This is a genomic window from Sphingobacterium sp. SRCM116780 (genome assembly GCF_021442025.1).
Lineage (GTDB): Bacteria > Bacteroidota > Bacteroidia > Sphingobacteriales > Sphingobacteriaceae > Sphingobacterium.
In genome coordinates this window covers 3142317-3158702 of record NZ_CP090446.1, presented here as the reverse complement: position 1 = coordinate 3158702, position 16386 = coordinate 3142317, and the positions used below count along the sequence as shown (strand labels likewise).

Genomic DNA, 16386 nt, shown 5'->3' with positions numbered 1-16386 from the left:
ACTCGTTTATTCAACTAAGGTTACAAATGTATCATTCTTTTTGTGAGAAAGAAATGATTTTTCCTCAAATATTTATTCTGATAGGTCAAATTATTTTAAAGTATCCAGAAGCTGGAACATCTGTTTGCGCATGGCACTGGTGGATCCCGAATAATTGTTTACTAATAAGGTGAATGTAAATTTTTCTCCCATCGAATTTGTTTGAATACCGGTATATCCCAATGCGCCACCTATGGTACCACTTTTCATTTTCATTTTGTTGTATTCGGGTAAGCTCTTATAGAATTCTGGAAACCAAGATTGTGATTGTGTATACTGCATGATTTTAGCCATGGCACCCGTTGTTACGCGATTTTGGGGAGAAAGTCCGGATCCATCACAGCTGTTCAGCTCATTTGGGTTAATCTTCAGTTTGTTTTCCCAATATTTTTGTACACAAGAAGCCCCATCACTGGTTTCTGTTTTTTGAGCTGTTTGGTAAGCGATCGCCTTCAACAACGCTTCTCCATAAAGATTGATACTTTTTTGATTGAACCAGTAGATAATTTCAGATAAAGGAGCTGATTCGTGTATATCTAAGCTATGTTTTTCTATATCTGTCGTCACTATGCTCCGACTGTTACTTGGTGGATTAGCTGTTTTAATACCTGCATTGGTTAATGATTTTGATAACTGAAAGGCAACATCATAAGCGGGATCAGGAACAGCGATCTCGATCGTCTTTTTTAGATCGGCACCATAAGTTCCTCGGATATATACCTGAGATGCGTAAGGACCTGAATACGCATAGACGTTATCGCCAGACTCATTTTTACCTGTGGTGACTTCATTGATGATTTGAAGGTAAGACAGATCTGCTGTCAATTTCTGAATAGCAGCTGGACTACCAATTTTTTCACTTGGATTGAAAACAACACCTACCGCATTTTCTCTCCAGTTGAGCGATGAAACACCTGCTCCGTAATAATTGCCGATGTCTGTCCAAATCCAGCCTCCGGGAACCTTATATCCTCCATATAGACTGTCGTCACCAATAACTCGACCTTTTATTTCTTTTATTCCTGCATTCTGGATCACATAAACCCATTTATTTAAGAGTTGTTCTTCACTAGATTCGGGGTAACGACTGCTACCTAGAGTGGGATCACCAGTGCCGTGGATAATGATATCACCATCAAGAATACCATTTTCTTGGATAGATCCTGTATAATATAGGGTTGTTTTAAATTTAAAATCTTTACCCAAAACATCAAAAGCGGTAGCCGCGGTGATGATTTTCATTGTTGATGCTGTTGCCAATCCAACGGTTTCATTCTGCTGAAAGATAGGTTCTCCTGTCGTACCGTTCAATACGGTCAGGGAAGCTGTTCCATTTTTTAAAGCAGGATCATGTTCGAATAAGCGATAAGCTTCTTCGATTTTTGACTTTGTAATAGATTGTGCAAAACTAGGGGTGATCAATAAAGGGGATAAGAAAATACTGAGAATGCTGATGGATGTATTGGTTTTCATTAATAATGGGCTATCTGTTTATATAAAGGTACTATTGTTTGGTTAAAACTTGTTTAATATAAAAGTCAAAGTTATGATACAAATCGTGTTTACTTCTTGAAAATTCCTAACTTGCCATGATAAAATTAGAGAAAAAATGACGCATTCAGAAAAATTAGCGGCAATAAGAGGTTTAATGAAAGACCAGGGTGTTGATGGTTATATTATCCCTTCTTCCGACCCGCATATCAGTGAATACTTACCAGATCGATATAAATGTATCGCTTGGACTTCTGGTTTTACAGGTTCTGCAGGTACACTAGTCATTACACAAGATTTTGCAGGTTTATGGACAGATGCGCGTTATTTTGTTCAAGCAAATGAACAATTGGCAGGAAGTGGCTTTGAACTGGTGAAATTAAAAGTGCAAGGTAATGCGGAATATGCAGACTGGTTGGGCGAGCAGTTAACAAAAGGAGCAAAGGTAGCCTTTGATGGTAATTTAGCTTCTTTATTGGTGGCACAATCTGTACAGCAAATCTTGACTCCTTTGGAGATTCAGGTTGATGGACATGTCGATTTGCTATCTCCGCTTTGGGAAGGACGTCCTTCTCTACCTTTAGCCAAAGCTTATTTATTGGACGAAGCAACAACAGGACAATCTACAACATCAAAACTAGGAGCTGTTCGTGCTGTTCTGGCAAAAAATAGAGCACAAACACATTTAATTTCCTCTTTGGATGATTTAGCTTGGTTATTAAATATTCGTGGTCGCGATGTCCCTTGTAACCCAGTCGTGTTAGGATTTGTCTACATAACCGCAACAGAGGCCACCTTATATATTGAGTCTGCTAAACTGGAATCAGCAACGATTGCCAGTTTGAACGCCTCAGGTATTCAAATAAAAGAATATCATGAGGTATATGCCCAAATCAGCCATTTAAGTGTAGACTCAATCCTCATCGATCCCAAAAGAACGTGTTTTGCTATTTACGATGCTATCCCTTCATCAGTAACCATCGTCGAAAAAATCAATCCTTCGACTTCCTTAAAAACCATTAAGAATGAAGTCGAGATTGCACATACGAGAGAAACCATGATTAAAGATGGTGTTGCTTTAACTAAATTTTTTAAATGGTTGGAAGAAGCTGTACCACAAGGAGGACAATCCGAAATTTCTATCGCTGCTCGATTGCAAGAATTTAGAGAAGAACAATCTGGTTTTAATGATATTAGTTTCAATACCATAGCAGGCTATTTAGATCACGGCGCATTGCCACATTATTCAGCAACTGAAGAAAGCAATTACGCATTAGCATCAAAAGGACTTTTATTAGTAGATTCAGGAGGTCAATACCAAACTGGAACGACTGATATTACACGTGTCGTTTCCTTGGGACAAATCACCCAAGAGGAAAAAGATGATTATACCATTGTGTTGAAAGGTACCATTGAGGGAAGTCAAACTATTTATCCAAAAGGTTCAAAAGGATATCAAATTGATGCGATTACACGTCGTCCGATTTGGGCTACATTGCGAAATTATGGTCATGGAACAGGACATGGTGTAGGCTTCTTTTTAAATGTACATGAAGGGCCTCAAGTATTCAACTCTGCGAATATCGATATCGCGATTGAAGCGGGCATGATCACTTCGATTGAACCAGGCTTGTATCGTGAAGGCAAACATGGTATCCGTATCGAAAACCTCGTGTTATCCAAAAAACATGATGCTTCTATTTTTGGAGATTTCATGAACTTTGAAACCTTAACGATATGTTATATTGCGACGGATTTGGTTGAAAAATCTTTATTGGAACAAACACATATCAATTGGTTGAATACGTATAATCAATGGGTATTTGATCAGTTATCACCAAGATTAAGTATAGAAGAAACAGCCTGGTTGAAAGATAAAACACAGGCGATTTAATCCAATAATAAGAGCATAAAAATAAAGGAGGTCTAATAAGGTCTCCTTTATTTTTTATCTGAAATTGGTTTGCTATAACGTTTTAATTCTGTAAAATTAATACTATTTTTGTTAAAAGACCCAAAGACAATTATGCGTAAGATCTTATTTTTCAGTTTTATTTTTTTCTATTCCTTTTCTTTGTTTGCCCAAAACAATATCATTCCCATGCCCCAGCATGTAGAAGTTCTCAATAAAGGAGTATTTCTATTGAAAGGAAATTTGACAATCAGGAAATCCGTATTTGGTGAGCAAGCTCAGTATTTAGCCAGTCAATTGGAAACTGTTTTAGCGGCAAAAGTACCAGTAAAGAAATCGGGAACGATTCGTTTTCAGAAAATAACCCATCCGACTGCTGATGAACATGACTATTATGAGCTAAAAATTGATGCAAAAGGAGTTTTGATCGCGGCCTCTACAGAAAGTGCGGCTTTTTATGCTACTCAAACCTTGTTGCAATTGGTTCAAGAAAACCAAGCTAAAGGAGGCATCCCTTATTTAGAAATAAAAGACTTTGCGAAGTTTGGTTACCGAGGAGCACATTTGGATGTGTGCAGACATTTTTTTACAGTAGATGAGGTCAAACAGTTTTTGACCTACTTGTCGCGCTATAAAATGAATAAGTTTCATTGGCATCTAACGGATGATCAAGGCTGGCGTATTGAAATAAAAAGCCACCCTAAATTGACAGAAATTGGTGCTTATAGAGCCATTACCGATGATGTTAAACAAAATACGGCACTCCTGAAAGATGGTCGTTATGGCGGTTTTTATACACAAGAACAAATTAAAGAAGTTGTTGCCTATGCAAAAAAATTACAGATTGAAGTAATTCCTGAGATTGAAATGCCAGGACATGCACTTGCAGCATTGGCCGCTTATCCAGAACTCTCCTGTACAGGAGGTCCGTTTCAAGTGGGTACGACTTGGGGGGTAATGGATGATATTTTTTGTCCCAAAGAAGAAACCTTCGCTTTGTTACAAGATGTAATAGATGAGGTTGTCACCCTATTTCCAAGTCATTATATCCATATCGGTGGTGATGAAGCACCAAAAACAAGATGGAAATCCTGTGCATATTGTCAAGCCCTGATCAAAAAACAAGGACTAAAAGATGAGCTTGAATTACAATCTTATTTCATCAAAAGGATGGAAAAGTATATCAATGGAAAAGGGAAAAGTATCATTGGTTGGGATGAAATCTTAGAAGGTGGATTAGCACCAAATGCGACTGTGATGAGTTGGACAGGAATTGAGGGCGCTATTCATGCTGCAAAAACAGGGCACGATGCGATTATGACTCCTGTCAGCCATATGTACTTTGATTATTATCAAGGAAATCCACAATCGGAACCCTTAGCATTCAGTGCGGAACTACGTTTGAATAAAGTGTATGCGTTTAACCCGATTCCCAAGGAACTTACAGCACAAGAGGCTAAACATATTTTGGGACCACAAGCGAACATGTGGACCGAATATATCCCGAACTTTAAGCAAGTACAATATATGTTATTCCCAAGACTCTTGGCCTTATCTGAGGTTGCCTGGGGAACAGCCAAACCTGAGGCATACACATCTTTTGAGAACAGAGTTATTCATGAATTTGCCTATTTAGATCAACAACATATTCCATACAGTAAAGCGATTTTTGAACTCAACAGTGATTATGTTTTCAAAGAAGGAAAGATGTATTATAAACTTTCGACTAGTAGAGATGATGGTGATATCCGATATACTACGGACGGTACTATTCCAAATGCAAATAGCAAAAGTTATCAAGATCTTATTTTAATAGACAAAACAATGGAAATACAAGCCGGTGATTTTGCACAAGATCGTTTGATAGGTTCTGTCTTAAAACAAAATTTTGTTGTGAGTAAATCAACAGGAAAAACCATTCAATTGGTTGATAAACCAAGCGAGTCTTACCATGCAAATGGCGCTGCAACGTTAGTTGATGCGATATATGGGCATTCGAATTATTTTAAGAAAAACTGGTTAGGTTTTAATGGAAAAGATCTGGTTGCGACTATTGATTTAGGAGAACCTACCACATTTTCTGCTGTTGAATTAAATACAATCGACCAGAAAGGAAGCTGGATTCATTTTCCAAAAGCAGTTCAAGTATTTGTTTCCAAAGACAATCAGACGTTTTCTCTTGTCCAAGAAATGGGAAAACAGGAAATCGATCGATCGAATGGAAAAATTAAATTGAAATTTGATAACCAAACAGCACAATTTATCAAGATTGAAGTTCAGAATGCAGGGACTATTCCGACAGGATTTGTGGGTGCTGGTTCTCCAGCTTGGTTATTCGTTGATGAGCTATCCGTTTATTAAGTTAAGATATCCACGCATCAATAAGAATTTGATCAAGTAAAACGATAACATAACCATTCACTTTGTTTCCATTGTTATTTCAAATAGTGGGAAATATAGCGAAAAAATGTAAAAAAGGAAATTCTTTTAATTGATCTGACGGATAATGTCGAAAAGAGCAAATTTGTCTATCGGTTTTACTAAATAACCATTGATAAATGGATAATGATCAAGTTGCTCCTGATCTATTTTGCACGTGGAGGAGCTTACAATATAGATTGTCACTTTATTGACAAAATTAAGGTCAGCTTCTAGCTTATCCATCATCTCCCAACCCGTCATGAAAGGCATACTAATATCAACAAATAGGATATCGGGCAATTGATCTGGATTATAATTATTTTTTTTATCAAAAAAATCCAACGCATTCTCAAACAAATGAACTTCAAGATGGAAATCAGGGAAACCCTTAATCATATTGCTAAAAATAACACGTAAAATAGCATTGTCATCTACAATGGCTACTCTTCTTGTTTTTAGTTTGTTCTCCTGCTGCATGTGTTATTTTTTTGAAAATTTTACTAAAAATGTACTTCCTACTTCTGGCTCACTTTGCACATCAATTTTTCCACCTAAGGATTCAATCTGATAACGTGTTATAAACAATCCAATACCTTTACTGTGGAAACCACGATGAATATTTTTTTTGAACATAAAAAGATGTGATTTAAATTTAGGTAAATCAATACCTATTCCATTGTCTTGGACGCTTAGTATGATTGCTCGATTTTCTTTGAACGTTCGAATATGAATGATCGGTTGTTTTCCTTTGCTGGTATATTTCAACGCGTTACTCAGCAGGTTGTTTAATATGTTTTCCAAATATATTTTGGGATAATAAATTTCTGGAGCTTGAAAATCTGGGATAAGAATGGCTTTTTTACGGTGAATTTCCTTGGAAAATTGATTGATAACCTGTTGATAGATGGCAAGGAAATTACATTTTTTAAATGTAATAAATTGCGTCGCGCGAAGCTCTAATACTTCGGACAACTCCGCTAGTGTTTCGCTTACATTGTCATTGCTAATTTTCAGAAGTTTCAGATATTCATCTTTACAAACAGCATTCTTTTCATCTCTTAATTGATCGATCAGCATATGGATGTTACTCACAGGGCCTCTCAAATTATGGGCAACGATTTGATTGAACTCTTCCAGTTGTTGAACTTTTGATTCCAGATCCATTTTGATGATGCCTAATTCCTTTTTTTGTCTTTTTAACGTTTCTATATTTTTTTTGATTTCAGAAATATCCTGTAGTTGAGAAATAAGAAACGAGACTTCTTGAAATTGATTAAGAACGGTGGATATGGTTACAGCACACCAGATATAATGACCACGCTTGTGTCTATAGCGTTTTTCTATATAAAAACTTTCGATCTCACCACAGATCAGTTTTTGACGTAATTGATAGTATTTATCATGATCTTCCGGATGTATATAATCCGAGAAGTTCATCTTGGAGAGCTCTTTTTTAGAAAATCCTGTAATTTTGGTTAGTGTTTTATTTGCCTCTATACAATATCCCCCAATATTTGTTAATATCATACCCAAGCCCGAAAAATGAAAAGCTTGATTGAATTTGTGTTCATTGAACCTTATTTTCTCGTTTGATTCTATACTTTTGGTAATATCAGAGATCAGAAGAGCAACTCTGTTCTGGGTTAAATGAATAGGTTTAACTTGCAGGTTATACCAATTATTTTTATGCGAATCTACCGGTGATTGAAAATCCATCTTGTAGGAAATACCATCCGCCAAAGACTTTTTTATTAAGGCTATCGTTTTTTTTGATATCTCCGTCGGGAATAAGTCCGAGAGGTTTTTATTCAGAAAATGTTTGGGTTCGTAAAAGAGTAAACTGGGATCGTTGGTCCAATAATTTATGAATACTCCTTCTCCAGTTACTTCAAATACAATATCGTTCAATGAGGCGACTAAAAGTTTTAAGTGATGTTTTTTTTCAACTAACTGTCTATGCTGATTGATAATCTTAGAAACATCAATGATCGAAATCAGGATGTAAGATGAAATTTGATCCGTGATTCGTTTTGAACTACATGATAACCAGATAAACATATGGTCATCAATTTTGATCCCTACTGTTTTCTCCAGTACGTCTACCCCTGTTGTCAAGCTGATATAAAAAGGTGTTTGTTCTAACGGGATTGGACTTAGATCCTCTACTGTATAGTACGTAAATAAATGATGGAACTGTTTTTCTTGATAGGCTACTTCCTCAATAGGTAAGAGAACACGAGCTCGCTCATTACAAGACTGTATATATCCATCCAAATTTATAACAATCAACCCTTCCATACTTTGTAATGGAGTGGAGAGTAAAAGATCGTTTAGAGGAGTATGTCTAAAATTCATGTTTGAACATATTAAAAAAACAGCTAATACTGATCCTAATGGACGTTTTATACATTAATATTTGGCGCGTTTAAATTACGTGAAATTTACATCTAACTTTGTAGATATTCAGCTACATTTAACAGAAAAGTGTAGGCGGATTCTATTTAATCCTTTCTATCCAAATTCTGTTTAGCCAAAGTTGTTGATTTCCAACGACATGAAAATCTATCTTTTTATTCCCAATTTTTTCAACATTAAATTCCCCAATTCGTTTATCGATAAATTCATCCGTGTAGTAATTTTGATTCGGTTCAACAACCAACTTTCCATTAGGTTTTAGTGTTCCTGTAAAAGATTGATCTCCTATTTGGATGTCAACCGTTATATCTTTTCCGCTTGGATTATGTGCTGACACATCCAATGTATAGGTTCCTTTCTCAGGGAATTCTACTTCCCAGTTGATCACTTCGCCTTCGGTCTCGATATGTTGCGGTCTGGTGCCGTCGTATTGAACAATTTTTAACTTGTTTTTATTGATGGTATTGTTGCTGTTTAATGAAAAACCTCCAAAAGTAGATTCGGCAACCATATCAGGATTCAATTGTAAAGGCTCGTCATACGTCAATAGAATAGAAGAGACAAAATTATCGGGTTGTTTTTCGGGGAGGTGTACATATAAAATACTACCTTTTTGCTCAAATTTTAATTTATCCATTGTCTTTCCCGATAATACAGCAACCTGTTGAGGTGTTGTTTTAATTCCGGATATCCGTAAGATCCGATCCAACGGCCAATTGAATACCTGAGCGTACACTTTTGTTTGGTCTCCTTCTGTTTTTGTTGTTAGATAGCCCCAATCATGCTGATTCGCACGTAACGCTAGACCTGTAGCACCGTAAACTCCTTGACCATATTTCTGTAACCATGATCCGATCTCTTCAAGTCTCGAGATACTCTCATAAGGTACCGTACCATCAGCACGAGGGCCAATATTTAAGGTGAAACTTCCATTTAAGCTTACGTTGGAGATGAGTGATTGGAAAATTTGACTAGTAGATTTCCATTCATTTTCCTGTCCATTATAGCCCCAAGAGTGCGCAATGGTACCAGGAGTTTCCCAAGGATGATTGACATATGACGTTCCAAACTGGTTATCACCGAAAGTCTCAAAATCAATATTTTTCTCATCTGTCGGCAGACCCAATCTGGAGTTGATTAAACAATTGGGTTGCAACGTATGGATCAGTTCCACCACTTGTTCCAATTGCTCTTTTTTAATAATTGATTCTTGGTAAGGAATCCACATATCAAACCAAATCAGCGCAATATCGCCATAATTGGTTAAAAGTTCCCGTAACTGAGGAATGACTTTTTCTTGCCAATATTGGTTGTATTGAGCATCGGTTACATGACCGGTTAATTCTTGATTATGATTCCAACCATAAGGATGTTCCCAATCGATCCAGTGTGAATAGTAAAATCCGAGCTTCATGCCATGTTTTTTACATGCAGCAGCTAACTCTTTGATGACGTCACGATTGCTTCCGCTTAACTTAGGTAAACTATAGTTCCCTATTTTAGTGTCCCAAATCGCTACTCCATCATGGTGCTTAGCCGTTATGATGATGTATTTCATACCCGCTTTTTTTGCCAGCAAAACCCACTCTTCAGGATTGATTTGATCCCAAACAAACCGTTTGGCTAATGTGCCATATTCTTCTTTTGAGACACGGTTACGATAGCGAAGCCACTCCGCATAATTATTGAGGTAACGCAATTTTTCACCTTTCCAAAGACCTTCAGCACCGCTGTATAAGCCCCAATGGATGAACATCCCAAAACGATCATCGCTGAACCATTTGGTCTTCTGTGAATTTTGTGCAAAAAGCTGTGTAGATAAAGTGAAGAGCAGGCAAATAAGTACGGATTTTTTCAAATTCAATATCATAAGGCGTCATAATTGTTAGACTAACAAGATAAGAAAAAATATTCAAAAGGAGGTTTCTGTGAATAGATTGAATTGTTGATATAACTATCATTAACCTGTCTCAAGTACGCAGTCGGAACACGAAGTATATTAATAGGAAACATCACTTCCAGAGAATAAAATTTTTATTCAACTTAGTTTAACAAGTGTATGAGAATGTTTAAGTTTGTTTAATTAAAGATAAACCAAATTTAAATCAATCAAATTTTATATATTTCATGAAGTCATACTTCTTTTTATTGTCTTTAGCTTTTATTTTTAATATCGTTTCTGGGCAGGGAATTCAATTTAAAGGACAGGGTGTATTGATTGAAAATCGATCTTCATACCAAGTTTTTGAAACCCGTTCACCGGAGTTTTTCAATAAACTGAATATAGATTTTCAACTTTCATTTCAAGATATTACTCCGTTTGGATATATATTATATATCAAAGATGATCATGGAACAAACGCCTTTAGCTTAATTTATACCAATAAAGGAGATGGTATGAGCCAATTCAGATTAAATGAGGAGGGGCGTTCCAACCTGATGACATTTGATGTTGAACAAAGTCGTATCAAAAGAGAAGGCTGGATCCCTATTAAACTTTGTTTAGATGCAATAGCTAATAAAATAGTACTGCAGATAGGTACGCAGATAAAATCATGCACGTATAAATTTATTGAACGTTCATTTAAACCGCATATTACTTTTGGCTTAAATGAACGTTCAGTAGATATGGCTTCATATGCCATTCGAGATTTAAAGGTACATGACCAAAAGGAGAGATATGAATTTAAATTTAGAGAAAACTCTGGCGATATTGTTTCCGATCAATTTCAAAATAAAATAGGACTGGTGAAAAATGCAGATTGGCTGATCAAGAATTCTTATCATTGGAAAAAGATACTGGATCACCACGTAAAGTCTGTGACGGGTATTACATATTTACAACCGGATCTTTTGTATTTCATAGGTATGGATTCTCTGAAATCCTATAATTTTGATAATGAAAATTTTGAGACATATCCATATAGTAATGCATTCCCATTAAAAACCTGGTCGTTGGGTATGGTCATGGCTAAAGATAACGAGCACCTTATCGCGTATGAGGTCAGATCTAATGAATATGAGCCAACCGTCACGGAATTGGATATCAATAAAAGAAAGTGGGGCAGTATCCATATAGGTGGACTAGGAAAGCAAATGCATCAGCATAATCAGATTTTTGATACCAATAATCAACAATTACTGCTGTTTGGAGGATTTGGAAATCAACATTATTTTAATGAAATAAATAGATTTAGTGACAAAAGCAAAAGGTGGGAAAGTATAGTATTTAAAGGTGATATCCCAGCTCCGAGATTCTATTCTTCTTGGACTTTTCTGCCAAACAAAAATGAAATATTATTATTTGGAGGAATAGGCAATCTATCTGGTGATCAGACTGTCGGTAGAAATTACTTTTACGATCTATATAAAATTGATCTTTCACAACAGTCCATCCGTAAATTGTGGGATATAAAATGGCATGACAAGAATTTGGTACCCTCGAGAAATCTTGTGATGCTGGATGATTCTAGTTTTTATGCCTTATGTTACCCTGAGTATGAACCCAACTCGTATGCACAGCTTTTTAAATTCAGTATCAAAGATGGAACACATGAAAAAGTTGGTGATAGTATTCCGTTCAGATCAGATATGATCACGACCAACTTGAATCTCTTCTTTAATACAGTACAGCAAAAATTTATTGCCAGTATCCAGGTGTTTGATGATAACGACAGGTCTACTATTTCTATATTTACCCTTAATAACCCTGCATTAACCCAATCTGAATATCAGGAATTACATATACATTCTCATGGAGATCGCACCTTGAATTATATTTGTATGGTACTCCTTATCGTGGGAACAGGGGGAATCCTTGGTTACTTTTTAATAAAGAAGAGGAAAAAGAGTGCTCCCAAAGTTTTGGATGATTATTCTCCACAAAGTGTAGCGGCCGAGCAGGAATCTGAGCGTATTGACATAGCGGGAGACCAAACGACAAATAGTATCTATTTATTTGGAAATTTTACTATCTACAATTCAAAAGGGAAAGAAATAACCTATCTCTTTAGCCAGCGACTGCGCAATTTATTGTTAGTACTGCTCATATATGATAGTCAACTGGGTGTTTCTTCTCAAAGATTAAGTCAATTGATTTGGCCAGATAAGGATGAATTGTCTGTTAAGAATCTGAGAGGTGTTTCCATGAATCAACTGCGAAAGGCATTATCAGATATTTTGGGCTTTGAGATTATATTTGAAAATAGTCTTTTCAGGTTAAAATATCAAGATGGTTTCTGTTGCGACTTTTTACAAGTCGATAATGCGATCGTAAAAGGCGATGAACTGACTGCTATTAACATTGGTCATATCGTTTCATTACTTTCTAGGGGACAGTTTTTAAAAGATTTTCCCGATCAGTTACAGCAGGAGGTATTAGTAAACTGGAAAGTGGCTATAGATCGTATCTGGATACCGCAATTTAAAGATCTCATTGCGCAAGGTAACTGTATTACTATCATGCCCATCATTAAATATTTCTTTCAACTTTATCCGCTTGATGAAGACTTGTTAAAGCTATACTTGAATTGTCTAAAATCTACAAAGAAAAATATAGCTTATCAGGAAGTACTCGCCACATTTAAAAGTAATTATAAAGCCAAATATCAGCAGGAATATATGGGCTCATCTGATTTAAGTTAATACTGAGCCACAGTTTTGAACATCTATGCTACGCTGTTTTTAACGGTGAGGTAAATCGAGTTCATCAGTCATTAATCATCCGATTAATGCTTTTTATTGCTCATTAACCCATTATTAACCCGCTATTAATCGCTAGAATGTTTAATATCATTTAATTTCGGATTTATAGAATTGCATTCAAATTTCTCATCTTTTTATCCAAAATAAGAATAGATGGTCTGAAGCTTTTTATAGGGGAAATTAATAACCAATTAAACAATCTGATTATGATACAGAAACCAATTAAACAAAAATTGTGTATTAGACAGAAATGGCTATACAATAAACGATCAACATGCCATTTTAGTTTAATGCTGACACTAGCATTAGGTACCGCCCAGTTACCGATTAGTTTCGTTCAAGCGCATGAACGTTTTGTTCAAGATGTTCAAAAAATAACCATCAGTGGAAAGATTGTCACGAATAAAGGTGAATCACTAGCAGGTGTATCGGTTTATCTTGAAGGCACTTCTTCGGCGACTAAAAGTAATGCTGATGGTACTTTTCAAATACAATCAACCAAAAGTTCAGGACAATTAAAAATCAGGTTAGTAGGATATAAAGAGAAGCTTGTTCCTTTTTCAGGAATAAATCTACTGACGATCCAACTAGAATCGGAAACAACTGTACTTGATGAAATCGTGACGGTGGGTTATGCCAAAGAGAAAAAAATCAATCTGACTGGAGCAGTTGCCTCTGTAGATGCCAAAGTTTTGGATGATCGTCCACTAGCGAATTTAGGTGCTGGACTACAAGGTATGATCGGTAATTTAAATATATCAACGGGCAACGGGGCTCCTGGAAAAGGAAGTGGTTTTAATATCCGGGGATTGAATTCGATCAATGGAGGAGGTCCTTTGATTTTGGTCGACGGCGCACAGATGGATCCAAACTTGATTAATCCTGCCGATGTAGAAAGTGTATCTGTACTTAAAGATGCGGCATCTTCATCAATATACGGTACTCAAGCGGCATATGGCGTCATCTTAATCACAACAAAAAAAGGTAAAGAAGGAAATGCCAAAATTAACATTCAGTCCAATTTGGCGATCAACCAACCCACACGTATTCCGAGCTATTTGAATTCATGGGAGTTTGCCAACTTTCTCAACGAGACAAATCGTAATTCAGGCGGTTCAGATTATTATGATCAGAATTATATGGACCATGTGTATGCCTATTTTACCGATCCGAAAAACAATGCGCCTGTCTTTATAGATCCTAATGATCCGAATAAGTATTTATACAATGGGAATACCGACTGGATCCAGGAGACGCGTAAAAAAACAGCATTGATGCAAAATCATTCGGTATCCATCAGTGGCAGATCTGATAAGACAAGTTACTATGGTTCGGTCGGTATGCTTAGTCAAGAAGGTTTTTTAAAACACTATGATGACAGCTACAAACGGTATAATCTCAACCTCAATCTGTCAAGTGAATTAAAAGACTGGATGCAGGTGAGATTAAAATCACGTTATAATCATGCTTATCGCGATATGCCTTTCGGGACCAATTCAAATGATATGGAATCTGCGTTTTATGGCGCTGACCTTAGACCGCTGATGCCTGTCTACCATCCTGATGGTAATTTTTCAGGACAAGGTAGTTGGACCAATATGGTGGCGATACAGGAAATTTCAGGTACACGTAGACATAAAGAAAATGATGTGTGGATAGGGGGTGGATTGACATTGAAACCACTGAAAAGTTGGAATATCAATGTGGATTATAACTTCAACATGTATAGTATCAATAAAAAATATCACGGGAAAGAAATTTTAGAGCATACAGCCAATCCCAATATTGTGACTGTATTTCCACATACTAGTCCCAGTTCGGTTGAATATACCAATGATGATAACTACTACCATAATGTAAGGGCATTTACTGATTATGAATACAAATTAGAAAAACATCAGTTCAAATTTTTGGCAGGTTATGATTTTGAAAAGAAAAGCTATCGATGGTTCAATGCTAAACGGGTTAGTTTAATTAGTAATGATCTGGGACAGCTAGGACAGGCTATTGGTGAAAAATATAACAATAGTGGCGAGCGTGCAAATGCGACGATGGGGTATTTTGGGCGAATCAACTATAATTATGACGATCGTTATTTGCTTGAAGTTAATGGTCGTTATGATGGTTCTTCCCGTTTTCCATCAGTGAAACGATTTGCATTTTTCCCATCTGTATCTGGAGCATGGCGGATTTCTAATGAAGCATTTTTTAGTGATTTGAAACAACATGTTAATGAATTGAAATTCCGAGCCTCTTATGGGCAACTTGGTAATCAAAGTGTAGGTGGAGATTACCCTTATATACCGACTATGTCGACCAATGCTGAGATGGGTTATATAATTGACGGTAAACAAATATCCAGTGTAAACCCGCCAGGATTAGTGAGCCCATTTTTAACCTGGGAAACTGTTAGACAGTTAGATTTTGGGTTGGATTGGTCTATGTTCAATAATAGACTGACCGGAACATTTGACTGGTACCGACGCAACACGTTGAATATGGTGACTTCAGGAACCCCATTGCCAGCTATTCTAGGTACTGCTGTTCCACAGGAAAATTCAGCAGATCTTAAGACTACAGGGTGGGAGCTGAACTTAGGTTGGCAGGATCATAAAGGAGACCTATCATATGGTCTCCATGCTATTCTTTCGGACAATAAGGGTACGATAACCCGTTTCAATAATCCACAAGGACAGATTTCTACACATTATGCTGGAAAAGTTTGGGGTGAGATCTGGGGATATGAGACAGAGGGACTATTTCAGAGCGTAGAAGAAATAACACAACATGCCAATCAATCGAAGGTCTTTGGTGGCACTTGGAATCCTGGAGATGTCAAATATAAAGATCTGAATGGTGATGGAGAAATCTCGGAAGGAAAGGGAACATTAGCAGATCATGGTGATCTGAAGATTATTGGTAATAGTGAACCGCGTTATTCTTTCGGATTCCGTGGAGATTTAAAATGGAAGAATATTGATTTTGACTTTTTTATTCAAGGTATAGGAAAACGAAATATCATGCCAGGAGGCAATCAGTTCTGGGGTTTTGGTAATGAATGGCATGTTCCATTCCAACATAGTCTAGATTCGTGGCGTGAGGATAATAAAGATGCTTATTTCCCGCGGTCGACCTATGATAACGTAACTGGAAATCGAAAAACACAGACACGATATCTCCAAAATGCAGCTTATGGCAGACTAAAATCTGTCAGTATAGGTTATTCACTGCCGCAGCATATTCTTTCTAAAGTGAAAATAGATCGTGTGAGATTTTATGTGACAGGAGAAAATCTGGTTACGGTGACGAGTTTATTAAAACTTTATGATCCAGAAACGATTAATGTAGGCGCTTACCCGTTGTACAAGTCTATTTCATTTGGTGTCAATTTAACCCTTTAATCT

Annotated in this window: 8 protein-coding genes; 4 read left to right on the top strand and 4 right to left on the bottom strand. The window is 36.6% G+C overall.

Features of this window, described 5'->3' with window-relative positions; translation table 11 throughout:
- Positions 1-90: 90 nt before the first annotated feature.
- Positions 91-1512 carry a D-alanyl-D-alanine carboxypeptidase/D-alanyl-D-alanine-endopeptidase gene (gene dacB, locus LZQ00_RS13525; RefSeq protein ID WP_234509811.1) on the bottom strand — a complete coding sequence of 474 codons (1422 nt, stop codon included), beginning with the start codon at positions 1510-1512 and terminating at the stop codon, positions 91-93.
- Positions 1513-1648: 136 nt separating this feature from the next.
- Between dacB and LZQ00_RS13520 the strand changes: the two genes are divergently transcribed.
- Together LZQ00_RS13520 and LZQ00_RS13515 are read left to right on the top strand one after the other, a co-directional pair.
- The gene (locus LZQ00_RS13520) at positions 1649-3424 is read left to right on the top strand and encodes an aminopeptidase P family protein (protein ID WP_234509810.1); all 1776 of its coding nucleotides are present in this window, start codon (positions 1649-1651) and stop codon (positions 3422-3424) included.
- 132 nt (positions 3425-3556) lie between these two features.
- The gene (locus LZQ00_RS13515; RefSeq protein ID WP_234509809.1) at positions 3557-5803 is read left to right on the top strand and encodes a glycoside hydrolase family 20 protein; all 2247 of its coding nucleotides are present in this window, start codon (positions 3557-3559) and stop codon (positions 5801-5803) included.
- Between the two features lie 126 nt (positions 5804-5929).
- On the opposite strand, the gene LZQ00_RS13510 is transcribed toward LZQ00_RS13515, so the two are convergent.
- The 3 genes from LZQ00_RS13510 to LZQ00_RS13500 all read right to left on the bottom strand — a co-directional run bounded on the left by LZQ00_RS13510 (position 5930) and on the right by LZQ00_RS13500 (position 10148).
- The gene (locus LZQ00_RS13510; protein ID WP_234509808.1) at positions 5930-6340 is read right to left on the bottom strand and encodes a response regulator; all 411 of its coding nucleotides are present in this window, start codon (positions 6338-6340) and stop codon (positions 5930-5932) included.
- Between the two features lie 3 nt (positions 6341-6343).
- A complete protein-coding gene (locus LZQ00_RS13505) occupies positions 6344-8218 on the bottom strand; it encodes a sensor histidine kinase (RefSeq protein ID WP_234509807.1) in 1875 nt (624 codons plus the stop codon).
- A gap of 142 nt (positions 8219-8360) precedes the next feature.
- Positions 8361-10148, bottom strand: coding sequence for an alpha-L-fucosidase (locus LZQ00_RS13500; protein WP_234509806.1), 1788 nt, complete (start codon positions 10146-10148; stop codon positions 8361-8363).
- Between the two features lie 257 nt (positions 10149-10405).
- Between LZQ00_RS13500 and LZQ00_RS13495 the strand changes: the two genes are divergently transcribed.
- Together LZQ00_RS13495 and LZQ00_RS13490 are read left to right on the top strand one after the other, a co-directional pair.
- A complete protein-coding gene (locus LZQ00_RS13495) occupies positions 10406-12922 on the top strand; it encodes a kelch repeat-containing protein (RefSeq protein ID WP_234509805.1) in 2517 nt (838 codons plus the stop codon).
- Positions 12923-13188: 266 nt separating this feature from the next.
- Positions 13189-16383, top strand: coding sequence for a SusC/RagA family TonB-linked outer membrane protein (locus tag LZQ00_RS13490; protein ID WP_234509804.1), 3195 nt, complete (start codon positions 13189-13191; stop codon positions 16381-16383).
- Positions 16384-16386 lie beyond the last annotated feature (3 nt).